A 23576-nucleotide genomic window follows, 5' to 3' on the forward strand; every position below is an offset into this window, starting at 1 on the left:
GATGGAGAGTGATTATGGAAAATAACTATCACCTTAAAGAAGATCACTTTAAAGAGAATCATCTCGAAGAAATGCTTTCTCGTTATGTCGGTCATGGCCCGTATTTGGTCATTGATGGTGAAAAATATATTGATGCGGCATCGGGAACGTTCAATTTGCCGCTTGGTTACACTAATCACAGGATCGCTGAAAAATTAAAGCAGCAGATTGATAGATGCACGCATTTGAGTTCTGCCTATACACGAGAAATGTCACAGTATATTTTGAATAAGTTGGTTAAACATACTCCCAAAGGTATAGACAGAATTTGGTTACGGGATGTTTCTGGCTCTGGTGCTGTGGAGTGTGCCATTCGTATTGCTCAAAAAGCGACAGGACGTTCTGGCATCGTTTCTTTCTTTCTTGCCCATCACGGTCAGTCTCTTGCTACGGCGCAGGTTTCTGGCAATGCGTTCCGGCTTAAAAATTTTCATATCAATATCGAAGGTTCCATAAAAATTCCAGCTCCGAGTAGTGTCATGGCTGAACCCCCAGATGAAGCAACACAGTATATCGATCTGGAGCAGTTCATTCAGTTGGGCTCAAGCGACAATATCGCATGTCTGATTATTGAACCGATTCAGGGGAATGGCGGGAATATTGTTTTCCCCGTGGAGTTCTATCGCAAGATCCGGGAAATTTGCCATCAGCATGGCATCATTATTATTGCAGATGAAGTTCAGACAGGGTTTGGGCGTACGGGTACTTTCTTTGCTTCTACAGGTTATGCCAAAGAACTAGAGCCAGATATTATCGTTTTTGCCAAAGGCGCAGGCGGCATTGGTATTCCAACCGGCGGTGTGCTTATGCGTAGTTCATTGGATGTATTGGAATCATTCGAGCATTCAAGCACTTCCGGCGCTAATCCGTTGTCTTTGGTCGCACTTAACGAAATCATCGATATTATTGAAGATGAACATATCTTAGAAAATGTACGTCAGAATGAAACCTTCCTGCGTAACGGGTTGCTGGATTTACAACATAAATATCCTGAAATTACCGGAGTCAGGGGCATTGGTTATATGTTTGGTTTTGATACGCCAAGTCCAGAGTTTGCAGGCAGGGCGATTGCGGTTGCCAACTACCATAAACTTATTCTGCGTGGTTCCCGGTATGGTAAGGGGCGAGCACTCAAGGTACGTCCTCCTTTGATTTGTACACAAGTGCATTTGAACGAAATACTTCATAAATTGGATCTGACTTTTGCTGAGCTGACGGTTTCTGCCCAGGGACACAGGGAGGTTGCATAATGAAAGCGCTTAAATTTAATCAAGTATGGGATATTCAAGTCCAGGACGTTGAGCCGTTGCACTGTATTGAACCGGATGATGTGGTGGTGAATATCGCTGTATGCGGGATATGTGGAACTGATGTAGGCATTATCACGGGTTCTTACCCTGTTGCAGTACCGGGAACGACATTGGGCCATGAAACGACAGGCATTGTGGCACAGGTGGGTAGTGGAGTAACGCGCTTTCAAGTTGGTGATCGTGTAGTCATTAACCCGACATACTCTTGCGGGTGTTGCAGAATGTGCCAGACAGGCAACCCAAACCATTGTGAGAAGAAAATGGGTACAGAAGCGGGTGTTTCCTATGATGGTGCATTTGCTGAGCAGTATCTGGCAAAAGAGGGTTCACTGATTAAATTGGAGCCTCATGTCAGTATGGAAGCGGCTTCATTGACAGAGCCATTAAGTTGTACATTGACTGGCGTGGATAAATTGGGGATTACCCACACCAATATTCGTGCAGTAGTAGCAGGTGCAGGGCCGATGGGGATGCTGTACCTTTGGGCATTGCATGAGCGAGGCGTTAAGGCGTTCATGATTGAGAAAAACCCGAATCGTATACAGTTTGCCCGCCAGAATTTACCTGCGGAATGCCGATTATATACTAATTTTGATGAAGCGCTGACACAGGAATACGGCGATAAATCGGCATTAATAGACCTGTGTGTAGATACTACTGGGCAACTGACAGAGTATATTTTCGGTCATTTGGCACCGGGAGGTAAGTTATTGAATGTTGCTTTAAAAGACAAACATGCCAATCTCGATATCTTAAAGATTGCGGATAAGAGCCTTTCTGTGATTGGTTCCATTGATTCCCTGAACAACAGTTTTGAACGGGCTTACACCATGATCCGTGATGGTGTGATCCCGGCAGATCGCCTGATTAGTCATGTTTTTGATTTTGATGATTATCACCAGGCATTTCTGACTGTTGGTTGTGATATTGCAGGCAAGGCGCAAATACCGCTTAGTACGCCAAATTGTAAAGTGTTAATTCGTGTGGCTGATTTGAAGTAATTGATGAGTATTGGAATAGTGATGATGGATAAATTCAATGTCATTTTTGATATCGACGGGGTCATTGTTGATAGTGAACAGCTACATTTTGATGTGCTGTGTGAACTGGCACCTGAACAGACACGCGATATTCAGCCACAACAACTGATCGGCCTGAGTCTGGCAGAAACACTGAATGCGATTGGTGTTCCATCACAAGTACAGCAAAGCATTACCAACCAGATTATCTCAGTTTATCAAGATAAATTATCTACACATTACCTGCGACCAGGCATTGCTGGCTTGCTAACAGCCTTACAGCAAAATGGGGTTGCTTTTGGCTTTGTTTCGACCGCTCCACGCGAAGTGTGTTTGGCCAATCTTGGGTTGTTGAGCCTGGCGGAAGAACCAGCATTAATTTCTGGTGATGATGTTGAACAAACCAAGCCTTTTCCTGATCCCTATCTGGCTATGCTTAAATTGAAAAGAATGGAGGTTCGGCAGACTTTAGTCATTGAAGATACTGATTTGGGAATTATGGCAGCAAAACAAGCGGGTATTCCACAAATATATGCCTGGCCTCATGCCTTGTCAGTAATGGAACAGTATAAGCAGGCAACGTGTGTTATTAAGAGTCTGGCAGATATTCCTCAATTTGCAGGGTTAATCTCAATATAATTTAAAAAGATTTTCAGCCAGTATGATTTGGGTTTTATATCTCAAGCTAATGCCCTTTTCAAAAAATCGAGAAGGGCATTGTTTGAATAAGGGTGATTTTTTATCAGGCTTGTGTATGTAAAACAAGGTTGCATACGCGGAAATTGATGGAGGAAGCGGATGTCTGGGGAATATACGATTTCTTTGGTTAAACAACCTATTATGGCGACAAAAATCTCTTTTTTTATTGCAGGTTTTAGTATGGCGAGTTGGGCTCCTCTGATCCCATTAGTCAAAGAGAGACTACTCTTGGATGATGGTGCAATGGGCTTGCTGATGCTGGCATTTGGCATAGGCTCTTTCATTATGATGCCAGTCGCAGGAATGCTGTCCGCACGATTTGGTTGCCGGAAAGTTTTTGCTTTCTTCACATTACTGGCCATTTTGATGTTGCCGGGATTGAGTATCCTACCTACTCCCGCAGTTCTGGCTGGTGCACTATTTTTATTTGGGGCAGGGATTGGGGCGATGGATGTTTCGGCCAATATCCACGCAGTTAATATTGAAAAAAGAGTACAGAGTCCTGTGATGTCAGGTTTTCATGCCCTGTTCAGTTTAGGGGGAATATCCGGGGCGGGTTCGGTGAGTTTGTTGCTGTTTATGGGAATATCCCCATTTTTAGTAATGGTCGCTGTGACATTATTGATTATCCTGTTGCTGTTTCCGGTATGGAATGGATTGCTGGATGATGCAGAAGCCGGAGATACCCCGTTTTTTGCTTTGCCGCGTGGAATTGTGATCTTGATAGGTTTTCTCTGTTTTGTTGTTTATCTGATGGAAGGTTCCATGCTGGATTGGAGTGGGATCTTATTAAGCAGTGTTCATAGCATAGATAGTCATCAGGCGGGATTGGGTTATACCCTGTTTGCTATTACCATGACATGCGGTCGATTTTTCGGAGACAGGCTGATCGCCGCCTGCGGGTATCGGCAGGTTTTTTTGGCAAGCGCTATTTTGGCGACATCAGGGTTTATCCTGATTTATCTGGCATCCGGTGTAATTGCATTGGTGGTGGCATTCCTGATGATCGGCGCTGGTTTGTCCAATCTGGCTCCGATGTTTTTTACCGCATCGGGACGGCAAAAAGTGATGCCTGACTCTCTGGCTGTTTCTGCGGTCTCTACGATGGGATATTCAGGTATTCTGCTTGGGCCGGCGATTATTGGTGGTTTAGCCCATCAGATAACATTGCACAGCGCGTTTGGTTGTATCGCTTTGTTATCTCTTTCATTATTGGCGGGATATTGGTTAATTGCACCCGACCGAAAATAACAGAGGAAATATTGATGAATTTGTTGCACTGCCATTGGCTTAATGAACCCGTTTCGTGGAAGCATCAAGATGATGAATTGCATGTGGTGACTGATAATCAAACAGATTTTTGGCGAGATACCTGGTACGGCTTCCAACGCCATAGTGGGCATGTTTTTGGTGGTTATGTAGAGGCTGCTTTTATCAAAGAAGGGTTCACTTTTCAGCTCTGCATTGAAGGACGTTTTGAGCAGTTATACGATCAGGCCGGTATTATGTTGCTGGTGGATGAGCACCACTGGTTAAAAGCGGGTATTGAGCATTCTGATGGGCAGTCAACAATTGGCAGTGTACTGACAGCTCCTTGCTCTGATTGGGCAATGGGGGTTTTTCCAGGTGACCCTGATAAATTCTGGCTGCGTTTGACCTATCAGGAGGGGGCTATACGCTTGCAATATTCCACTGATGGTAAGCGATGGCCATTGTTGCGGTTATCTCCTTTTAATATCAGTAATCACACTGGACAGCAGGTATTTGTTGGGGCTATGTGTTGTTCACCGGAACGTGAAGGTTTACAAGTGAAATTCTCTGATTTCAAATTGACGTCCTCATTGAACAAAGCTCTGCATGATTTGAGTTAGAGACCATTCTATCGGTCTGTATGTTTTATGCACAGATTTTATTGAAATGATGGTTTGCAGATTACAACCCGACAAAATTAAATCCCCTTTTTAAAAAAAGAGTTAGTTGATTACCCCTCATCCAATGTGGATGAGGGATATCATGATATTTTTTATCCATGCCTGCCCAAATAACTATCCCAATCCTTCCAGACTGGTTGCAATCCAGCTTTCACCAAAGCATCTGCAACTTGTTCAACAGAACGATGATCGTTTGGAGAGAACTGTTCCAGCTCGTGATGGTCATTATCGACATAACCACCCGGTTGGGTTTTGGAGCCGGCACTGACACTATTTATTGCCAATGGCACGACGTGATCGCGGAAATACGGGGATTCACGCGTGGAGAGGGAAAGCTCTACATCTGGTGCCAGCAGGCGGAATGCACAGATCAGTTGTACCAGTTCGGCCTCATTCATCAGAGAAGCAGGTTCAATGCCACCAGCACAGGGACGCAGGCGTGGAAAAGAGATGGAATAGCGGCTTTTCCAGAATTCTTTTTGCAGGAAGAGCAGATGCTCTGCCACCATATAACAATCTGTGCGCCAGTTATAGGATAAACCGATTAACGCACCCAAACCGATTTTGTCGATACCTGCTCGTCCGAGTCGTTCAGGGGTTTCCAGTCGCCAATGGAAATCTTGTTTTTTCCCTTTGAGATGATGCAATTGATAACTTGGCTCATGGTAGGTTTCCTGATAGACCAGTACGCCATCCAATCCTAGAGTTTTTAATTCTGCATATTCCTCTTGTGCCAATGGTTGCACTTCCATTGTGACAGAGCTGAAATAACGGTGTATTAAGGGAAGATAATGGCGAAAATAATCCATGCCGACCTTTTTTTGATGTTCCCCGGTTACCAGCAGGATATGCTCAAACCCTAATTTTTTGATGGCCTGACATTCAGCTTCAATTTCCTGTTCATTGAGCGTCTTACGTTTGATGTGGTTACTCATGGAAAAACCACAATAAGTGCAGTCGTTGGCGCACAGGTTGGAAAGGTAAAGTGGGATGTAAAATCCCACGGTATGACCAAATCGTTGACGGGTTAATTGTTGTGCCCGCTGAGCCAAAGGTTCAAGGTAAGACTGCGCTGCGGGGGAGAGCAGTGCCATAAAATCATCCAATGTCAGATGTTCGCTGTTTAGGGCCTGTTCGACATCTCGTCTGGTTTTACTGTTGATACGTAGCGTGATGTCATCCCAATCCAACTGTTGCCAGCGTTGACGAAAAGTAGTTTCTGTCAATCGATTACGGGTCGCTGTGTTACTGGGTAATGTGTTAACTGTCATAGCACCCCCAGAAAATTGGTCAGTGGGCTGGAGGCTTCTGCATAGGATTTCTGGCTTGCCATACCGGCCTGATAAGCAAGTTCACCTGCCTCAATGGCTGCTTTAAATGCTTGCGCCATTTTGACCGGATTATGAGCAACGGCGATGGCAGTATTGACCAAGACGGCGTCGGCTCCCATTTCAATGGCTGCCAGTGCATGGCTTGGTGCGCCAATACCAGCGTCCACGACGACAGGAACATGGGATTGTTCGATGATGATTTGCAGAAAATCACGGGTGAGCAAGCCCTTGTTTGAACCAATAGGAGCACCTAATGGCATTACAGCAGCACAGCCTGCTTCTTCCAGACGACGGCACAGAACCGGATCTGCGCCGCAATAAGGCAGGACAATAAAGCCTTCTTTGACTAACTGCTCTGCACCTTTCAGAGTTTCTACCGGATCAGGTAACAGGTATTTTACGTCAGGGTGAATTTCCAGTTTGATCCAGTTGGTGTCCAGTGCTTCCCGTGCAAGACGGGCGGCAAATACGGCTTCTTCTGCGGTTTTTGCCCCGGAAGTATTAGGCAGGAGTTTGACTCCTGACTCTTGTAATGGTGCGAGAATGCCATCATCGTTGCCATGCAGATCGATACGTTTCATAGCCATTGTGACTAGCTGGCTACCGGAGGCACGGATAGCTTCTATCATTAATCCGGCATTAGCGAATTTACCTGTTCCTGTAAACAAGCGGGAGTGAAAGAGGGTATCAGCGATTTTTAACATGATTAACCTCCGGCATTAACCACCAGCAATGGCCTGAAACAGCAGGATATTGTCCCCGTCATTGACCAGGTGAGTATCCCATGCTGAGCGCGGGATAATAGTCTGATTAATAGCTAATGCAGTGCCCGATTGGGTACGCTGTATATGTTTTAGTAGCTGTTGTACCGTCATAGGCTTATTCACAGGAGCTGGCAGTGTGACTGTTTGATCGTTGACGATGATGTTCATGCGATTTTTTTTCCTGAAACTGTTTTATCTATAAAAGATAATGTTCCGCAGATTGGACATTGCGGTGATGCAGTTAGCTGTAATGTGCTCCAGCTTTGTTGTCTGCCATCAAACAGACGTAGTTTTCCACTCAGATGAGAAGGAAGACCAGCCAGCATTTTGATTGCTTCCAGCGCTTGCAGTGTACCGATAACACCGACAACTGGCCCCAGAACACCAGCAGTCCGACAATTACGTTGTGGTTCTTCCTGATCGGGATAGAGACAGGCATAACAACCATGTTGGTAAGGGGGTTCAAACACCATAAGTTGCCCGCTGAACCCTACAGCACTGCCACTGATAAGGGGTGTACTGGTATTAACACAGACAGCATTAATTGCGTGCCGGGTTGCCATGTTATCGCTGCAATCCAATATCAGGTCGATTTGTCTTTGTCGGACAAGATTTGTCAGTGACGTTTTATCTTGTCGCTCGCTAATAACGGTGAGATTGACGAGGGGATTTAAATCGGCCAATTGTTCTGCCGCCAGAACTGCTTTTCCGGCGGAAATATCTGCCGTGCGATAGAGGATTTGGCGTTGCAGGTTAGAGATATGTAATTTGTCATCATCTGCAAGATAGAGGTGCCCTACTCCTGCTGCGGCGAGATAAAGTGCTGCGGGGGAGCCTAACCCCCCCATTCCAACAATTAATACCTTGCCTGCTTTTAATTTTTCCTGTCCATCAGGACCGATGTCTTCCAATAACAATTGGCGGCTGTACCGCATAAATTCTTGATCGTTCAACATAAGAGCCTCCGATCATTTTTCTCAACGATCCCTTCAACCATTATTCCTTCAACTAAGTGAAGTAATTTGGATGTTGCCTGTCGCCAGTCTTTGGCTTTAGTGATGGCACTGACCAGCGCCACACCTCCGACACCTGTTGCGATCACATCCGGTACACGTTCCAGTGAGATACCGCCGATGGCAACGGTAGGAAATTCTGGCGTGATCTCCACCTGATGTTTCAGTGCGATAAGTCCCTGTGGCGCTGATGGCATCTCTTTGGTCGTGGTCGGGAAAATATGGCCCAGTGCGATATAAGATGGACGCAGAGCTTTTGCCCGTGCTAGTTCCTGTTCGTTATGGGTGGAAATACCCAGACGAAGTCCGGCCTGTTGGATAGCCTGAAGATCGGCGATATCCAAATCTTCTTGCCCCAGATGTACGCCATAGGCACGGTGTTTGATTGCCAGACGCCAGTAATCGTTGATGAACAGACGAGCGTTGTATTGATTCCCCAGTGTAATGGCTTGCCGGATATCGTCCTCCACTTGCTCTTCGGACATATCTTTGATGCGCAATTGCAGAGTTCTGACACCCGCTTCCAGTAACCGCTCAATCCACATCAGGGAATCCACAACGGGATATAGCCCCAACCGGTGTTCAGTCGGAGCAAAGGATATTGTTTTAAGCTGATTTGACATCGTTGATATCCTCGGCACGATGATACAGTTCACTGCCATGAGCACGGAATTCTTCGGACATCTGTTCCATGCCAGCTTCTTGCTCTAGTTTTGCGGCATAATCTCGCACATCTTGCGTGATCTTCATTGAACAGAATTTTGGCCCACACATTGAGCAGAAGTGAGCAACCTTACCGGATTCTTGTGGTAAAGTTTCATCGTGATATGCGCGGGCAGTTTCAGGATCAAGCGCCAGATTAAATTGATCTTCCCAACGGAATTCAAAACGAGCTTTTGACATGGCGTTATCGCGGATTTGTGCACCGGGATGACCTTTAGCAAGATCTGCTGCATGAGCGGCGATTTTATAAGTGATCAGCCCCTGCTTCACATCTTCTTTGTTTGGCAGACCGAGATGCTCTTTAGGCGTAACATAACACAGCATGGCACAGCCGAACCAACCGATCATTGCAGCACCAATACCAGAGGTGAAATGGTCATAACCCGGTGCGATATCAGTTGTCAGTGGCCCCAAGGTATAAAATGGCGCTTCGTGACAGTGCTCCAGTTCTTCTGTCATATTGCGGCGAATTAACTGCATCGGAATATGCCCCGGCCCTTCTATCATCACCTGTACATCATATTCCCAGGCGATTTTGGTCAGCTCACCGAGGGTATGCAGTTCGGCAAATTGAGCTTCATCATTAGCATCCTGAATAGAGCCGGGGCGTAATCCGTCCCCCAAAGAGAGGGAAACGTCGTAGGCCGCACAGATTTCACAAATTTCACGAAAGTGGGCATAGAGAAAGTTTTCCTGATGATGGGAAAGGCACCATTTCGCCATAATTGAACCACCACGGGAAACAATGCCTGTCAGGCGCTTGGCAGTCATAGGAACGTAACGCAGCAACACCCCCGCGTGGATGGTGAAATAATCCACTCCTTGTTCGGCCTGCTCTAGTAACGTATCGCGGAACATTTCCCATGTCAGGTTTTCCGCAATGCCATTGACTTTTTCCAGTGCCTGATAAATAGGCACTGTGCCGATGGGGACTGGGCTGTTACGCAGTATCCATTCACGGGTTTCGTGGATATAGCGTCCGGTGGAGAGATCCATTACTGTGTCAGCACCCCAACGGGTAGACCAAATCAATTTTTCGACTTCTTCTTCAATAGAGGAAGTGACGGAGGAATTACCGATATTGGCGTTAACTTTCACCAGAAAATTACGCCCGATAATCATCGGTTCAGATTCTGGATGATTAATGTTAGCAGGAATAATCGCACGGCCAGATGCGACTTCTTGACGGACAAATTCAGGGGTGATGTTATCCGGCAAGTTTGCGCCGAAACTTTGTCCTGCATGTTGTTGAAGCAGAATTTCACCACGGATACGCTCACGCCCCATATTTTCACGCAGTGCAATAAATTCCATTTCTGGTGTGATAATGCCTTGGCGTGCATAGTGCAATTGAGTCACATGCTTGCCCTGTTTGGCTTTCAATGGCTGAGAACGATGTTTGAAGCGCAGGTGATCCAGTCCGGCATCTGCAAGGCGCTGTTGAGTAAAGTCAGAACTGAGTCTTGCAACAGGTTCAGTATCATTGCGCTCTTCAATCCACGGTTGGCGGATTTTCTGCAAACCCGTTTTTACGTCCAGTATGGCTTCTGGATCACCATAAGGGCCGGAAGTGTCATAAACAGGTACGGGTTCATTCTCCTCAAATTGAGGATTTTCTTTCGTTCCGCCAATCAGCGTGGGAGATAACTGTATTTCCCGCATGGGAACCTGAATATCTTCGCGTGATCCTGCCAGATAAATACGGTGTGAATTGGGAAATGTCACACCTTGAATCGAACTGATAAATTCCTGTGCTGCATCTCGTTGGGCTTTACGTGGCTGTGCTGGATGAGCTTTAGGTGAGATATTGGTTGCAGGGATAATGTCAGCGGTAGAGGTAACGCTGTTGTTATTAATCGCATTAGACATAGCAAATTCCTGACTGTGTTATCGCCTGTCTCATTGCGCAAATAAACATGACGCTCAGAGAGGGCTTGAGTTGAGAAAATTGCTTGTCTGGAGCTCGCAGGGAGTAATGGTTGATTGCTGAATTACGTCATCCGAACAGATTTATTTGCACGACAATTTGTTTGTACAACAATCTGTGCAACAAAAAGAAGAACATATCAGCGGAGTGATTACTCTTGTTCCCTTCGCGGGTATTAGCCCGATCAGGTTCTGCGGATCCCGAATAAACGGTCTCAGCCTGTGTTCACCGTGATACAGATGAACGCTAGGCACTCCGACAAGAAAACACCCAGAGTATAAAGGGGATTCTGAAAACTGCAACCAGATAAAGTCAGAATCTTTTGTGTGAAGCTGGCCATCCGGGATTAGATTCGTGGGATTAGGTACTTACGATGAGTCTGAATCCCCCCTTTTTTCCGTTAAAAGACCTTGTGCCAACTGCCCTTTTCTCAAAGAAAATGGTTGAGTAAATTTAATTTTGGTTAACTTAATAAATTAATAACGCTTACCCGCCCCGAAAAGCGGGTAAGGGAACAACAAGAAGAGAGTATTATTGCAGGGAGATAATTTCTTCACGGCTAAGACCGGTACTTTCCATGATCAATTCAATAGTGACACCATTTTTCAATAGGGTTCGAGCAATATTCATTGATGCCTCTTTTTTACCTTCCAATCTGCCTTCCAATCTGCCTTCCAATCTGCCTTTATCCTGTAATCGTTGTGCAATATTCACAATTACCTCCTGATGACTATCTGCCTGTTCAGTCAGTTGCTGGATCACCTGTTCAAAGTGGGGAGAATCCATCGTAACAAACAGGTAATTAAGGATAGTAACAACATCACTGTCACTATTGTAGTTCTGTTTGAGGGCGTGAGCTAATAACCTAGTCACAGCTTTAAACCCCTCGCGCAAATTCTTATGTTTCATCGCCAGTTCCATCACGGCGATTTTACGATGATTAACCAATTCGTTATCATCAATAATGGTCACATCGACCAGCGGAAATGGGTTGCAATACATTTCCTCCGCCAGTTTTGGCAATGAAAAACATTGCGTCCAGACCTGCTGGAAAGGATAAGGGCTGGCATCGCCATGATAAAACAAAACGGGCACAACCAGCGGCAATTCTTTATTGCCCTGTTGCAAATGCTGATTCATTGCCATAAATGCATAGTGCATCATGCGCCAGGCTATCATTTTATCCGGTGTAGATTGGTGTTCAACAAGTACATAAATATAACCGTCACCTTGTCGAGTTTTCACCGAATAGAGAACATCGGACATTCTTGATCGTAACTGACGATCAATGAATGAAGAGTTAGTCAATCTTAACGTATCAAAATCACACAGTTTCTTGATTTTTTCCGGCAGATGAATGTCAAAAAAATCACGGGCATTTTCAATCTTAGCCATAAACCCTTTGAACGCTGCATCATGCGGTGTGGGGATTGTCTTTTTATTCTTCATATTTTCTTATTAAAAATGATTCTCGCACCCAGTGTATAGTACATTTGTAAAAAGCTAATTTTTCACGTAGTTAGATTAGTAAATTAAGTGCGTGACGCTAAAGTCCAATTCAATTGTTTCCAACCATGAGCTTCTGCCGCGGCCCGTAATTGTATATCTGGATTGACTGTAAAGACTTCGCTGGCAAATCGGCACATTGGTAAGTCATTCGCAGAGTCTGTATAAAAATAGATATGTTGTGGCGATAAATTCTGTTCTGTCAGCCATTGTTGTAAGCGGGCAACTTTCCCTTCCCGGAAAGTAGGGATGCCCTGAATATCTCCGGTATAACAACCATCTTTCATTACCATATCAATCCCCATTGCTGTTTGTATTCCAAATGCAGCAGCGATTTTCTTAACGATAAAAGAAACGGTGGCAGAAATGATGATGACAGGAATGTTTCGATGGCGATAGATATCTAATTGTTTTCTGGCGGCAGGATAGAAGACAGGTTTGATTTTGGTTTCCACAAAATCGGTCAGCCAGATATCTATTTGCTTATGAGGAATTTGGCTGAGTGCCTGCAAGTTGGCCGCCAGATACGCTTGCATATTCAGCTTTCCTGCACAGTAATCCGATATCATTTTCTGGTCTGCCTCTATAAAGCGTGGGTCAGTAATGATGCCTTTTTCCCATAAATAATGAGTCCAGAACTGGCTGGAATCTCCACAAATCAGGGTATCATCCAGATCAAATATGGCAACCTGTTGTGACATAGTTGTTATTCCTTAATTCAGGATACCTATTGATACCTTCATGTTATTGATTGAAAGAAAATCAAACACTTTAACTGCATTAAATGAACATTCAGAAACGTAATTAATATAACAGATTGCAGACAAAATACGATGAAGAGGAGTATGCTGTACTGATATTGCTTTTTTTATTACATTTAATTAACATTTTAATGTGGTTATAACTTAGTTTGGCTATAACACAAAATACGATGCAACACATGATGGAATTGATGATGCAAAAGAAATTGACAGGTATAGAACGAGGTTGGTGGATTGTCAGTCTGGAAAACAGGATATGGCTACCACAAGGAGAGTTGCCATTAGGAACAGCCAGTCAGTGGTCATTGCAAGGTTATGTGGCTTACGCTATCGGTGAATGGTTGGGAGAAACTGTTTGGTTGATACGTCATAAAATGGAAGCAGATATGTCTTCTCTTCGTCGGGTTGCAGAGCAAGATCCCAGGTTATTTCAATTGGCAGGACGTGGGATCCAATTGGCTGAGTTCTATCGTTCACATCATTACTGTGGTTATTGTGGTCGAGAAATGCAACATAGTCAGCATGAATGGGCCTGTTTGTGCCAGCATTGCGATGAACATTATTATCCGCAAATTGCGCCTTGCATTATTGTCGGCATTCGTCGTGGTGATCACATTCTGCTGGCACAGCATCAGCGTCATCGTAACGGTATTCATACGGTACTTGCCGGATTTGTTGAAGTGGGAGAAACACTGGAAGAAGCTGTGCATCGTGAGGTGATGGAAGAAAGTGGGATAAAAATCCGTAATTTGCGTTATGTTGCTTCTCAACCGTGGCCTTTCCCAAATTCATTGATGATGGGATTTCTGGCGGATTATGATAGCGGTGAAATTGAACATGACCCTGTCGAACTTATCAGCGCAGATTGGTATCGTTATGATGAGCTCCCTCTAATCCCTACGTCTGACACGATTGCCTGCCGTTTGATTGAGGAAACGGTTGCATTATGTCGTCAGTAATGATGTTGATTGATCAATGAGTTAATCCTTTTCAAAACATGTCCATAATCTGCGCGGGAGTAGCCTGGTAACAGCTATTCTCCCGCGACTGTATAAACCATGAGAGTTACCTTGTGTTTTATATAGGGGGACTATACCCATATCAAAATGGGTAACTCTCAATCTTTACTACACCTCATTGTTTTTGTTCCTCTAGACCTCTGTTTTTCAGCATATGCTTAATACTCGGTGGTTTACCGCGCCAGTCGATATACAGTTTTTCCAAGTCTTCACTATTACCACGTGACAACACCTTATCGCGGAAACGTTGGCCATTCTCTGCCGTCAGACCTCCGTGTTCGGTAAACCAGGCAAAAGCATCATCTGCCAGCATTTCTGTCCACAGATAAGCATAATAACCGGCAGAATAACCGCCACCCCAAATGTGGCTGAAGTAGCTGGAACGATAGCGCGGCGGCACGTAGCTGAGATAGATGTTGTCTTGTTGCAGAGACTCGGCTTCAAACTTATCCACGTCCTGCTGTGGTTGATCAGCGGTCAGCATATGCCAGTGCATATCCAGCAACGCGGCTGACAGAAGCTCGGTCATGCTATAACCTTTGTTGAATTTGTCAGCTTTATTGATTTTATCCACCAACGTCTGTGGCATTGCTTCACCGGTTTGGTAATGCTTGGCATAATGGGCAAACACTTTTGGATCACGCGCCCAATACTCATTAAATTGTGATGGAAATTCCACAAAATCACGGGCGGTGTTGGTGCCGGACAGGCTCGGATATTCCTGATCGGCAAACATTCCGTGCAAGGCATGCCCAAACTCATGGAATATTGTGATCACGTCATCATACGACAATAGCGCTGGTTGGCCCGGTGCCGGTTTAGTAAAGTTGGCGACGTTGTAAATCACCGGCTTGGTTCCGATGAGCTTTGACTGATCGACAAAATTACTCATCCAGGCCCCACCGCTTTTGTTGTCGCGCTTAAAGTAATCGGCATAAAACAACGCCAACGGCTTCTTGTCTTTATCGAAAACTTCATACACGCGGACGTCGGGTTGATAAACTGGGATGTCTTTGCGCTCTTTAAAAGTAAGGCCATACAGCAGATTGGCGGCATAGAATACGCCATTATTCAGAACGTTATTCAACTCGAAATATGGCTTAATCTGTGATTCATCCAAATCATATTTTGCTTTGCGTACCTGTTCGGCATAAAACGGCCAGTCCCAGGCCTCCAGCTTAAAGCCCCCTTTTTGCTGATCAATCACCGCCTGAATGTCTTTAGCTTCGCGCTCAGCGCGTGCAGTGGCCGCTGGTACAATATCACGCAAAAATTTCAATGCGGCTTTAGGCGTTTTAGCCATCTGATTTTGCAGTTTCCACGATGCATAATCCGGGAAGCCTAGCAGCTTAGCTTGTTCAGCACGGATCTTCGCTAACCGGGCCAGGGTTTGACGCGTATCATTATCGTCACCTTTTTCGGCTCGCGTCCACGAGGCCTCAAATAACGCTTTACGCGTATCACGATCTTTCAGGCTTTGCAGACTCGGCTGTTGGGTAGTGTTTTGCAATACTAACAACCATTGTTTATCTAGGTTACGCTCACTGGCAGCCTGCGCAGCTGCGGCAATTTCACCCTCGGACAGCCCGTCCAGGCTGGCTTTATCTTGAATCGCTAGCGCACCATTTTGGGTTGCCGCCAGCAGTTTGTTAGTAAACTGGGTACTGAGTGTTGCTGCTTCCTGATTCAAAGCCTTTAACTTTGCTTTATCTGCATCAGATAAGTTGGCTCCCGCTAACTCGAAGTTTTGATAAGTCACTTCCACCAATCGGCGCGATTCCGGATCCAGATTCAACGTCTCGCGCTGCTGGTAAATGGTTTTGATACGGTTGAACAATTTACTGTTCAGCATAATTTCATCATTCATTGCTGCCAGTTTTGGTGAAGTTTCTTCATTCAGTTTTTGTAGCCTGTCAGTGGTATTAGCCGACGTCATCGCTCCAAATACGTTCATCACCCGTGTTAACATTGCCCCCGATTTCTCCAGCGCGACAAATGTATTTTTAAAACTAGGTGTGGCGGGATTATTGGCGATCTTCTCTACCTCCTTCAGTTTCTGTTTAATACCGGCAGCAATTGCGGGTGCATAGTCTGTTTCTTTTATCTTATTGAACGGAGGAGCCTGGAACGGTAGTACACTTGGGGAGAAGAAAGGATTTTTGTTCTTCTTGTATTGCTGTTGATTCGCTTCATCGGTCACACTCACCTCCTTTACCTGGTCACTTGATACGTTCGTGTGGTCAGATCCCAGTTTATTTTCTTCGGCCTGCGCCTGAGTGCCTAGTGCCAAGCCAATAGCTAATACTAAAGTGGATAAACGCATTAGTCGAAACTCCTCCATGTAAGTAGGTTATTTATCAATGAAAATGAAAATGACTTCATAAGCGCTTTAACGCAGTTAACTAACTAAATAATTACTAATATAAACCAATTCATCCAATGATTAACTGAAGAGCGCAAACAATGAAGGGTTATGGCAACGTGAGAAACGGAATTGCCTCCACGTAACATTGCTGTTACATGAATGTAACATGATGAGAGCGATAAGTCGGTGTGCATAGTTCTTATTCTGGGTTTTGTGACTCTGCACATGAATTTTTTTTATCTGGTATTGTTTGTTTTTGGGGGGATGCTTGAACATTTATTTATTGGTAGTCAAGACGGAAGTTCAGCTTCTGACGTGTTATCATGCGCGCGCTTTTTGTCGATAATCAAGGGAGCTTGCCATGAATGAGTTGAAAAACGATCGCTATCTGCGCGCCTTATTACGTCAGCCTGTCGATATTACACCAGTATGGATGATGCGTCAGGCAGGACGCTATTTACCTGAATATAAAGCTACGCGTCAGGAGGCGGGGGATTTCATCTCGTTATGCAAAAATACTGAATTGGCTTGCGAAGTAACGCTCCAGCCTCTGCGACGTTTTCCATTGGATGCGGCGATTCTGTTTTCTGATATTTTGACGATCCCTGATGCAATGGGATTGGAACTTTATTTTGAAGCAGGTGAAGGGCCGCGTTTTCAATTTCCAATCCTTAATCGTGCTAATGTGGAAAAGTTATCGGTTCCCGATCCAGAGATGGAGCTGGGTTATGTGATGGATGCTGTTCGAGCGATCCGCAAGGCACTAGCAGGGCAAGTTCCTCTGATCGGTTTTTCTGGCAGTCCGTGGACACTGGCGACTTATATGGTCGAAGGGGGAAGCAGTAAGGCATTTACTAAGATCAAAGCCATGATGTATGCTGAGCCCGCGACATTGCATCTACTGCTGGATAAATTGGCAAACAGCGTTATTCTATATCTGAACGCGCAAATTAAAGCTGGTGCTCAATCTGTCATGATTTTCGATACTTGGGGCGGTGTGTTATCTCCGCGTGATTATCAGGAATTTTCGTTGCAATATATGCATAAAATTGTCGATGGATTAATCCGTGAACATGAAGGCCGCCGTGTACCTGTGACTCTGTTTACAAAAGGCGGCGGGCAGTGGCTTGAAGCGATGGCAGCAACAGGTTGCGATGCCCTTGGGCTGGATTGGACAACGAATATTGCTGACGCCCGCCGCCGTGTCGGGGATAAAGTTGCTTTACAAGGTAATATGGACCCATCCATGCTGTATGCCGCGCCAGCGCGAATTGAACAAGAAGTTTCGACGATCCTACAGGACTTTGGTGCAGGCAGCGGGCACGTTTTCAATCTGGGGCATGGTATCCATCAGGATGTTCCGCCAGAACATGCAGGGGCTTTTGTCGAAGCAGTGCACAGACTTTCAGTAAAATATCATCAATAGCCTATGATTGATACGAAGGCATTACGTCAGGAACAGATAGAAAAAGCACGGCAGGTTATCCGCCATGATGCTTTTTCTGCGTCTTTTGTACCAGAGTTCATTGCGGGCGCGGATGTTGGGTTTGAAGAAAACGGTACGATAACCCGTGCTGCCATTGCTATCTTGCATTATCCCACCCTTAAGCTGGTAGAATATCAAATCGCGAGGGTGGAAACTGTACTCCCCTATATCCCCGGCTTACTCTCATTTCGTGAATATCCGGCATTGCTCGCAGCATGGAATAAGCTAAGTCTACGACCTAATCTGGTGATGGTTGATGGTCAGGGTATTGCCCATCCGAGACGTCTGGGGGTTGCCAGTCATTTTGGCTTGCTGGTGGATGTTCCGACAATCGGGATAGCTAAAAGTCGCTTATGTGGTGAGCATGAGCCTGTGGGCGAGGCATTGGGTAGTAGTCAGCCATTGATCGATCATGGTGAACAGATTGGTCTCGTATGGCGGAGTAAAAAAAGATGTAATCCACTCTATATTTCCATCGGTCATAAGATCAGTATTGAGAGTGCTATCTATTGGATTGAGCATTGTATGAAGGGATATAAGTTGCCTGAACCGACCCGTTGGGCTGATGGAATTGCCTCAAATAGACCGTTTTTTAAGCAAACAATGCAGAAAAATCTATAATTGAGGCGGAAATATGTGGATATTCTTGATTTTCAGGTAAACTTCGACGCAAATTAAGCATCATGAGTAACAGCTAATGTTAAGAAACCCGATCCACCTGAGGTTGGAGAAACTTGAAAGTTGGCAACATTTGACTTTTATGGCTAGTCTATGTGAGCGGATGTATCCAAACTATCAAGCATTTTGTCGCCAGACTGAGTTTGCAGATCCTGCGCAATATCGTCGCATTCTCGATCTGGTTTGGGAGACATTAGTTGTCAAAGATGCAAAAGTAAATTTTGATAACCAATTGGAAAAACTGGAAGCCATTATCCCATCAGCAGATAGCTATGATATTTATGGTGTGTATCCAGCAATTGATGCGTGTATTGCATTAGGTGAAGTCATTCATTCGCGTTTGAGTGGTTCAACGTTAGAGCATGCAATAGCCGTCAGTGAAATATCCATCCGAACTGTCGCCATGCTGGAAATGACCCAAGTTGGTAAAGAAATGACAGAGGATGAATTAAAGGCATTGCCTGCCATTGAAGAAGAATGGGATATTCAATGGGAGATTTACCGTTTATTGGCGAACTGCGAAGAACGGGACATAGAATTAATTAAAGGATTAAAGACTGATCTCCGTGAGTGCGGGGTCAGTAATATCGGCATAAACTTGGAGTGATAAGTCATAAAACGTGACTTAGTGCTTGAATTGCCGGATTTAAAGACTTCACATTTGCCCTCACTCTGTTCTACATTGAGGGCGAAAAGAAGTGGCTATCGGTGCGTGTATGCAGGGGTGCTGTCAAATCGGCATATCCGTCGCACTCGATGCTTTGCAAACGATAAACACACTGTAAGGATAATCTATGAATAAGACTGAATTAGTTGATGCAATCGCAGCAGGTGCTGATCTGACCAAAACTCAGGCTAAAGCTGCCCTGGAATCAACTTTGAATGCAATCACTGAATCTCTGAAAAACGGTGATGCAGTGCAACTGGTTGGCTTTGGTACTTTCAAAGTTAATCATCGTGCAGAGCGTACTGGTCGTAACCCACAGACTGGTAAAGAAATCAAAATCGCAGCAGCAAACGTACCTGCTTTCTCTGCTGGTAAAGCACTAAAAGACGCAGTTAAGTAATCGTATTGCGAAAAAAGAAGAGAGAGGGGAATTCAACGCCCCTTTTGTTGACGCTACAGGGGCTGCTAGCATTGGGGATTATCTCATTGCTCAGCGCCTGTTCAGTTCAACCAAAAACTCCAATTTTCAGCGCCAGTGGTTTCATTACCGATGGTGGCGTTATCCGCCTATGGCGCTTGAATGATCAAAATAGTAAACCTCAAGTCATTATGAGTGTTTACAGCCCCTATCATCATAAAAATACCACTGTCTCTTTCTATGAATACCGCCGAGGGAATTTGTGGCAAGTGCGTCGTAATGTACTCAATAATCAGCCAGCAGAAGAGATTTTGCGGTTGGATAGAGAAAACAATGTTATTTTTATGCAAAGCCAGTTCGATGGCCGGCGCGAACAACTCTCCAATGATGACATTATTAGCTTACAGTTTGATGCGAAACGAACAGAGGAAATCAGCAATGCTTTAATTGCAGGAGAAGTTAAACTGGTTCAGGGACATTGGCAGAATGGTGAATTGACTACTTGTGCCGGGAAAAAATTATTTATTGAGTTTGAGCCTCAGGATCGGGTATGGCTCGAAGAAAGACACAAGAATAGCTATGGTATACTTACGATTGCATGGTTGGAAGCACCAGCAGGGAGGCAATTACTACTGGTTGCCAATGATGATTTTTGTCGCTGGGAGCCGACGAAAGATAAGTTGTAAGCCTGTACTTTCGCCAGCTCTTCATTTCCGATTATTTTATTTCAGACGCGCAATGGCACGATAGCCAATGTCTTTCCGATAAAAACAACCTTCCCAGTTAATCTTTTCAGCTTTCAAGTAAGCCTTTTTTTGTGCTTCTGCAATATTGCCACCCAATGCTGTAACACATAAAACACGGCCACCTGCGGTTACTACCTCTGTATCTTTGAGAGCTGTTCCCGCGTGGAAAACTTTTTCATCAGGTTGAGTTTCGTTGAATGGTGCTTCTTGATTCAGGCCAGTGATCACATCACCTTTGGTATAATCAGCCGGATAGCCATTTGCCGCTAACACGACACCCAGTGCAGAGCGGGCATCCCATTCGGATGTTTTGCCATCTAACTGGCCTTTTGCTCCAGCGAGACAAAGTTCAACCAAATCAGAGCGCAAGCGCATCATAATTGGTTGGGTTTCAGGATCACCAAAACGGCAGTTAAATTCGATAACTTTCGGCTCGCCTTGTTTATCAATCATCAAGCCTGCATAGAGAAAGCCGACATAGGTATGTCCTTCCGCAGCCATACCTTCAATTGTCGGGTAAATAATTTTCTCCATCACACGCTGGTGGATCTCATTATTTATAACTGGTGCTGGAGAGTATGCGCCCATTCCGCCAGTATTTGGCCCTGTGTCTCCATCACCGACCCGTTTGTGATCTTGGCTGGTTGCCATGGGAAGCACATTTTTACCATCTACCATGACAATAAAACTGGCCTCTTCTCCGTCCAGAAATTCTTCAATAACAATCCGATGCCCTGCGTCACCAAATGCGTTGCCCGCCAGCATATCTTTAACAGCGTTTTGAGCCTCTTCCATCGTCATGGCGACAACTACTCCTTTACCTGCCGCCAGACCATCAGCCTTAATGACAATAGGTGCTCCCATTTTTTCCAGATAAGCGAGAGCGGGTTCAACTTCTGTGAAATTTTGGTAAGCCGCTGTTGGTATATGGTGACGTGCGAGAAAATCTTTGGTGAAAGCTTTAGAACCTTCCAGTTGGGCGGCTGCCTTAGTTGGGCCAAAAATTGTCAGCCCTGCTTGTTGAAAAGCATCAACCACACCGATAACCAGAGGGGCTTCTGGCCCTACAATAGTGAGAGCAATATTATGGCTTTGGGCAAAGGCCAATAAACCATCAATATCTGTTGCGGCAATATCTACATTCTTTAGATTCGCTTCCAAGGCTGTTCCAGCGTTACCCGGTGCGACATAAACTTGACTTGCCAACGGAGATTGAGCTGCTTTCCACGCCAGTGCATGTTCCCTTCCGCCACTACCAATAATCAGTATATTCATCAGGTTCTCCTATTATAAAGCTGAGATAGATTAATGGCGGAAATGACGCATGCCGGTAAAAATCATGGCAATGTCATGCTCATCAGCAGCAGCAATCACTTCATCATCACGTATAGAGCCGCCTGGCTGGATCACACAACTTACTCCCACGGCTGCGGCGGCATCAATACCATCTCGGAATGGGAAAAAAGCATCAGAAGCCATAGCACATCCCTGAACTTCTAGCCCTTCATCGGCTGCCTTAATTCCTGCGATCTTAGCTGAATAAACACGGCTCATCTGGCCTGCACCAATACCGATTGTCATATTATCTTTGGCATAAACAATGGCATTGGATTTAACAAACTTAGCGACTTTCCAGCAGAATAGCGCATCCTGCATTTCTTGCTCTGTTGGTTGACGTTTAGAAACTACCCGTAACTGAGCTTTTGTTACCATGCCTAAGTCACGCTCTTGTACCAATAAACCACCATTGACACGTTTGAAATCTAACCCAGCAGCGGGTGAATACCATTCGCCACAGGACAAAACGCGGACATTTTGTTTGGTTGCCAGAATTGGCAAGGCAGCTTCATGAATAGTAGGTGCAATGATGACTTCAACAAACTGGCGTTCAATGATGGCCCTGGCAGTATCTGCATCCAGTTCACGGTTAAAGGCAATAATTCCACCAAATGCGGAGGTAGGATCAGTTGTAAATGCACGATCATAAGCTGTGCGGATATTAGCTCCAATCGCAACGCCACAAGGATTAGCATGTTTGACAATCACGCAAGCAGGTTCGGAAAAGGTTTTCACACACTCCAAAGCGGCATCGGTATCTGCAATATTATTGTAAGAGAGCGCCTTGCCTTGTAGTTGTGTGGCTGTAGCAATAGAAGCTTCTTCTATATTCTCTTCTATATAGAAAGCAGCATCCTGATGACTATTCTCACCATAACGCATATCTTGCTTCTTGATGAAGTTCAGATTTAGCGTACGAGGGAATTTACCTGACGGTTGATCGATCTCACCGTGATAAGCAGGAACCAGTTTGCCAAAATAGTTGGCGATCATGCTGTCATAAGCGGCTGTGTGTTCAAAGGCTTTAATAGCCAGATCGAAGCGGGTGGATTGAGTCAGAGAATTCTGATGGTTATCCATTTCCTCTATAATCTTGTTGTAATCCTGGCTATTAACAACAATAGCGACATCATTATGGTTCTTGGCTGCGGAGCGAACCATGGTCGGGCCGCCAATATCGATATTCTCCACCGCATCTTCCAGAGAGCAATCCGGCTTCGCGACGGTTTGCGCGAAAGGATAAAGGTTGACGACTACCATATTAATCGGCGCAATCTGGTGTTGCGCCATCACGGCATCATCGTGCCCGCGTCGACCAAGAATGCCGCCATGTACTTTAGGATGAAGTGTTTTCACTCGTCCATCCATCATTTCAGGAAAACCAGTATAGTCGGAAACTTCGGTAACATTCAGACCTGCTTCGGCCAGTAGATGTGCTGTTCCCCCTGTTGAAAGCAGTTCGACACCGCGATTGGATAAGGCTTTAGCAAATTCAACAATACCCGCTTTGTCAGAAACACTCAGCAGGGCACGATGGATTGGACGAAGCTGTTGCATTAGTGTGATCCCTTGGATTTCATCAAACAAGAATGTGTTATTAAAAAATTATGTGGTAATTTTTTCTGCTATGATTGTAACGCAAACGTTTGCGTGATGCTCGATAAATTTTATCAAAATATCCATCTGTTAATAACTTGTGCGCAACTTGGTATAAATCGGGGTTTTGCTGTGTAATTCAGCAAATGATGATTTTTTTCAAAAAAACTATTGCCAGCGCCGGAAAACCCCCTATAATGCGCATCCGTTGTCACGACGAACACACAAAACAGTCGGGAT

The 23576-nt window shown here is 45.0% G+C and carries 22 protein-coding genes, 1 pseudogene and 1 riboswitch; of the genes and pseudogenes, 11 read left to right on the forward strand and 12 right to left on the reverse strand.

Going from position 1 to position 23576, the window contains the following annotated elements; genetic code table 11:
* Window positions 1-14: 14 nt before the first annotated feature.
* From ABLA85_RS05780 to ABLA85_RS05800, 5 genes are all read left to right on the forward strand, one after another.
* On the forward strand, window positions 15-1289 hold the full coding sequence (locus ABLA85_RS05780; RefSeq protein WP_367962151.1) for an aspartate aminotransferase family protein: 1275 nt from the start codon (window positions 15-17) through the stop codon (window positions 1287-1289).
* Window positions 1289-2350 (forward strand): zinc-binding dehydrogenase, encoded by a 1062-nt coding sequence (locus ABLA85_RS05785; RefSeq protein ID WP_367962153.1) that lies wholly within the window; start codon window positions 1289-1291, stop codon window positions 2348-2350. Before ABLA85_RS05780 ends, ABLA85_RS05785 begins: the two co-directional genes overlap by 1 nt.
* Window positions 2351-2374: 24 nt before the next feature.
* On the forward strand, window positions 2375-3007 hold the full coding sequence (locus tag ABLA85_RS05790) for an HAD family hydrolase (protein WP_367962193.1): 633 nt from the start codon (window positions 2375-2377) through the stop codon (window positions 3005-3007).
* Between the two features lie 159 nt (window positions 3008-3166).
* On the forward strand, window positions 3167-4318 hold the full coding sequence (locus tag ABLA85_RS05795) for an MFS transporter (RefSeq protein WP_367962156.1): 1152 nt from the start codon (window positions 3167-3169) through the stop codon (window positions 4316-4318).
* A 14-nt stretch (window positions 4319-4332) separates the two neighbouring features.
* Complete coding sequence (locus ABLA85_RS05800) at window positions 4333-4938, forward strand: DUF1349 domain-containing protein (RefSeq protein ID WP_367962157.1); 606 nt, start codon at window positions 4333-4335, stop codon at window positions 4936-4938.
* A 152-nt stretch (window positions 4939-5090) separates the two neighbouring features.
* On the opposite strand, the gene thiH is transcribed toward ABLA85_RS05800, so the two are convergent.
* The 8 genes from thiH to ABLA85_RS05840 all read right to left on the reverse strand — a co-directional run bounded on the left by thiH (window position 5091) and on the right by ABLA85_RS05840 (window position 12963).
* Window positions 5091-6269, reverse strand: coding sequence for a 2-iminoacetate synthase ThiH (gene thiH, locus ABLA85_RS05805; protein ID WP_367962159.1), 1179 nt, complete (start codon window positions 6267-6269; stop codon window positions 5091-5093).
* A complete protein-coding gene (locus ABLA85_RS05810) occupies window positions 6266-7033 on the reverse strand; it encodes a thiazole synthase (protein ID WP_367962162.1) in 768 nt (255 codons plus the stop codon). The genes thiH and ABLA85_RS05810 overlap by 4 nt, the downstream gene beginning before the upstream one ends.
* 15 nt (window positions 7034-7048) lie before the next feature.
* A complete protein-coding gene (gene thiS / locus ABLA85_RS05815; RefSeq protein ID WP_367962164.1) occupies window positions 7049-7261 on the reverse strand; it encodes a sulfur carrier protein ThiS in 213 nt (70 codons plus the stop codon).
* Window positions 7258-8049 carry a ThiF family adenylyltransferase gene (locus ABLA85_RS05820; RefSeq protein ID WP_367962166.1) on the reverse strand — a complete coding sequence of 264 codons (792 nt, stop codon included), beginning with the start codon at window positions 8047-8049 and terminating at the stop codon, window positions 7258-7260. Before ABLA85_RS05820 ends, thiS begins: the two co-directional genes overlap by 4 nt.
* Window positions 8043-8729, reverse strand: a complete 687-nt coding sequence (thiE, locus tag ABLA85_RS05825; RefSeq protein WP_367962168.1) for a thiamine phosphate synthase — start codon at window positions 8727-8729, stop codon at window positions 8043-8045. The genes ABLA85_RS05820 and thiE overlap by 7 nt, the downstream gene beginning before the upstream one ends.
* The gene (thiC, locus tag ABLA85_RS05830; RefSeq protein ID WP_367962170.1) at window positions 8713-10698 is read right to left on the reverse strand and encodes a phosphomethylpyrimidine synthase ThiC; all 1986 of its coding nucleotides are present in this window, start codon (window positions 10696-10698) and stop codon (window positions 8713-8715) included. Before thiC ends, thiE begins: the two co-directional genes overlap by 17 nt.
* A 202-nt stretch (window positions 10699-10900) precedes the next feature.
* A riboswitch (TPP riboswitch) is annotated at window positions 10901-11024 on the reverse strand.
* A gap of 263 nt (window positions 11025-11287) precedes the next feature.
* The gene (locus ABLA85_RS05835) at window positions 11288-12205 is read right to left on the reverse strand and encodes an Rpn family recombination-promoting nuclease/putative transposase (protein WP_367962172.1); all 918 of its coding nucleotides are present in this window, start codon (window positions 12203-12205) and stop codon (window positions 11288-11290) included.
* Between the two features lie 83 nt (window positions 12206-12288).
* Window positions 12289-12963: an HAD family hydrolase gene (locus ABLA85_RS05840; protein ID WP_367962174.1), complete on the reverse strand. Its 675-nt coding sequence runs from the start codon at window positions 12961-12963 to the stop codon at window positions 12289-12291.
* Between the two features lie 254 nt (window positions 12964-13217).
* Here ABLA85_RS05840 and nudC point away from each other — a divergent pair, with 254 nt between their 5' ends.
* On the forward strand, window positions 13218-13982 hold the full coding sequence (gene nudC, locus ABLA85_RS05845) for an NAD(+) diphosphatase (RefSeq protein ID WP_367962176.1): 765 nt from the start codon (window positions 13218-13220) through the stop codon (window positions 13980-13982).
* Window positions 13983-14157: 175 nt separating this feature from the next.
* Here nudC and dcp read toward each other — a convergent pair whose 3' ends face one another.
* Together dcp and ABLA85_RS05855 are read right to left on the reverse strand one after the other, a co-directional pair.
* Window positions 14158-16365 (reverse strand): peptidyl-dipeptidase Dcp, encoded by a 2208-nt coding sequence (dcp, locus tag ABLA85_RS05850; RefSeq protein WP_367962177.1) that lies wholly within the window; start codon window positions 16363-16365, stop codon window positions 14158-14160.
* A 101-nt stretch (window positions 16366-16466) separates the two neighbouring features.
* Window positions 16467-16683: pseudogene (locus ABLA85_RS05855) on the reverse strand (hypothetical protein); the annotation flags it as partial.
* Between the two features lie 85 nt (window positions 16684-16768).
* Here ABLA85_RS05855 and hemE point away from each other — a divergent pair.
* From hemE to ABLA85_RS05880, 5 genes are all read left to right on the forward strand, one after another.
* Window positions 16769-17833 carry a uroporphyrinogen decarboxylase gene (gene hemE, locus ABLA85_RS05860; RefSeq protein WP_367962178.1) on the forward strand — a complete coding sequence of 355 codons (1065 nt, stop codon included), beginning with the start codon at window positions 16769-16771 and terminating at the stop codon, window positions 17831-17833.
* Between the two features lie 3 nt (window positions 17834-17836).
* Entirely contained in the window at window positions 17837-18514 is a 678-nt protein-coding gene (gene nfi / locus ABLA85_RS05865) for a deoxyribonuclease V (protein WP_367962181.1), read from the forward strand.
* A gap of 76 nt (window positions 18515-18590) precedes the next feature.
* A complete protein-coding gene (locus tag ABLA85_RS05870) occupies window positions 18591-19178 on the forward strand; it encodes a YjaG family protein (protein WP_367962183.1) in 588 nt (195 codons plus the stop codon).
* 187 nt (window positions 19179-19365) lie between these two features.
* Complete coding sequence (gene hupA, locus ABLA85_RS05875; protein ID WP_010848914.1) at window positions 19366-19638, forward strand: nucleoid-associated protein HU-alpha; 273 nt, start codon at window positions 19366-19368, stop codon at window positions 19636-19638.
* Between the two features lie 44 nt (window positions 19639-19682).
* On the forward strand, window positions 19683-20342 hold the full coding sequence (locus tag ABLA85_RS05880; protein WP_367962184.1) for a DUF1481 domain-containing protein: 660 nt from the start codon (window positions 19683-19685) through the stop codon (window positions 20340-20342).
* Between the two features lie 36 nt (window positions 20343-20378).
* Here ABLA85_RS05880 and purD read toward each other — a convergent pair whose 3' ends face one another.
* On the reverse strand, window positions 20379-21677 hold the full coding sequence (gene purD / locus ABLA85_RS05885; RefSeq protein WP_367962187.1) for a phosphoribosylamine--glycine ligase: 1299 nt from the start codon (window positions 21675-21677) through the stop codon (window positions 20379-20381).
* A gap of 30 nt (window positions 21678-21707) precedes the next feature.
* Window positions 21708-23297 carry a bifunctional phosphoribosylaminoimidazolecarboxamide formyltransferase/IMP cyclohydrolase gene (gene purH / locus ABLA85_RS05890; protein ID WP_367962189.1) on the reverse strand — a complete coding sequence of 530 codons (1590 nt, stop codon included), beginning with the start codon at window positions 23295-23297 and terminating at the stop codon, window positions 21708-21710.
* Window positions 23298-23576: the final 279 nt, after the last annotated feature.

Origin of the sequence: Xenorhabdus sp. SGI246 (assembly GCF_040838225.1) — a bacterium.
Lineage (GTDB): Bacteria > Pseudomonadota > Gammaproteobacteria > Enterobacterales > Enterobacteriaceae > Xenorhabdus > Xenorhabdus indica.

Bases quoted from the DNA above. Each gene is read 5' to 3' on its own strand.
- ABLA85_RS05780 (WP_367962151.1), top strand. From the start codon at position 15: ATGGAAAATAACTATCACCTTAAAGAAGATCACTTTAAAGAGAATCAT.
- ABLA85_RS05785 (WP_367962153.1), top strand. From the start codon at position 1,289: ATGAAAGCGCTTAAATTTAATCAAGTATGGGATATTCAAGTCCAGGAC.
- ABLA85_RS05790 (WP_367962193.1), top strand. From the start codon at position 2,375: ATGGATAAATTCAATGTCATTTTTGATATCGACGGGGTCATTGTTGAT.
- ABLA85_RS05795 (WP_367962156.1), top strand. From the start codon at position 3,167: ATGTCTGGGGAATATACGATTTCTTTGGTTAAACAACCTATTATGGCG.
- ABLA85_RS05800 (WP_367962157.1), top strand. From the start codon at position 4,333: ATGAATTTGTTGCACTGCCATTGGCTTAATGAACCCGTTTCGTGGAAG.
- thiH (WP_367962159.1), bottom strand. From the start codon at position 6,269: ATGACAGTTAACACATTACCCAGTAACACAGCGACCCGTAATCGATTG.
- ABLA85_RS05810 (WP_367962162.1), bottom strand. From the start codon at position 7,033: ATGTTAAAAATCGCTGATACCCTCTTTCACTCCCGCTTGTTTACAGGA.
- thiS (WP_367962164.1), bottom strand. From the start codon at position 7,261: ATGAACATCATCGTCAACGATCAAACAGTCACACTGCCAGCTCCTGTG.
- ABLA85_RS05820 (WP_367962166.1), bottom strand. From the start codon at position 8,049: ATGTTGAACGATCAAGAATTTATGCGGTACAGCCGCCAATTGTTATTG.
- thiE (WP_367962168.1), bottom strand. From the start codon at position 8,729: ATGTCAAATCAGCTTAAAACAATATCCTTTGCTCCGACTGAACACCGG.
- thiC (WP_367962170.1), bottom strand. From the start codon at position 10,698: ATGTCTAATGCGATTAATAACAACAGCGTTACCTCTACCGCTGACATT.
- ABLA85_RS05835 (WP_367962172.1), bottom strand. From the start codon at position 12,205: ATGAAGAATAAAAAGACAATCCCCACACCGCATGATGCAGCGTTCAAA.
- ABLA85_RS05840 (WP_367962174.1), bottom strand. From the start codon at position 12,963: ATGTCACAACAGGTTGCCATATTTGATCTGGATGATACCCTGATTTGT.
- nudC (WP_367962176.1), top strand. From the start codon at position 13,218: ATGCAAAAGAAATTGACAGGTATAGAACGAGGTTGGTGGATTGTCAGT.
- dcp (WP_367962177.1), bottom strand. From the start codon at position 16,365: ATGCGTTTATCCACTTTAGTATTAGCTATTGGCTTGGCACTAGGCACT.
- hemE (WP_367962178.1), top strand. From the start codon at position 16,769: ATGAATGAGTTGAAAAACGATCGCTATCTGCGCGCCTTATTACGTCAG.
- nfi (WP_367962181.1), top strand. From the start codon at position 17,837: ATGATTGATACGAAGGCATTACGTCAGGAACAGATAGAAAAAGCACGG.
- ABLA85_RS05870 (WP_367962183.1), top strand. From the start codon at position 18,591: ATGTTAAGAAACCCGATCCACCTGAGGTTGGAGAAACTTGAAAGTTGG.
- hupA (WP_010848914.1), top strand. From the start codon at position 19,366: ATGAATAAGACTGAATTAGTTGATGCAATCGCAGCAGGTGCTGATCTG.
- purD (WP_367962187.1), bottom strand. From the start codon at position 21,677: ATGAATATACTGATTATTGGTAGTGGCGGAAGGGAACATGCACTGGCG.
- purH (WP_367962189.1), bottom strand. From the start codon at position 23,297: ATGCAACAGCTTCGTCCAATCCATCGTGCCCTGCTGAGTGTTTCTGAC.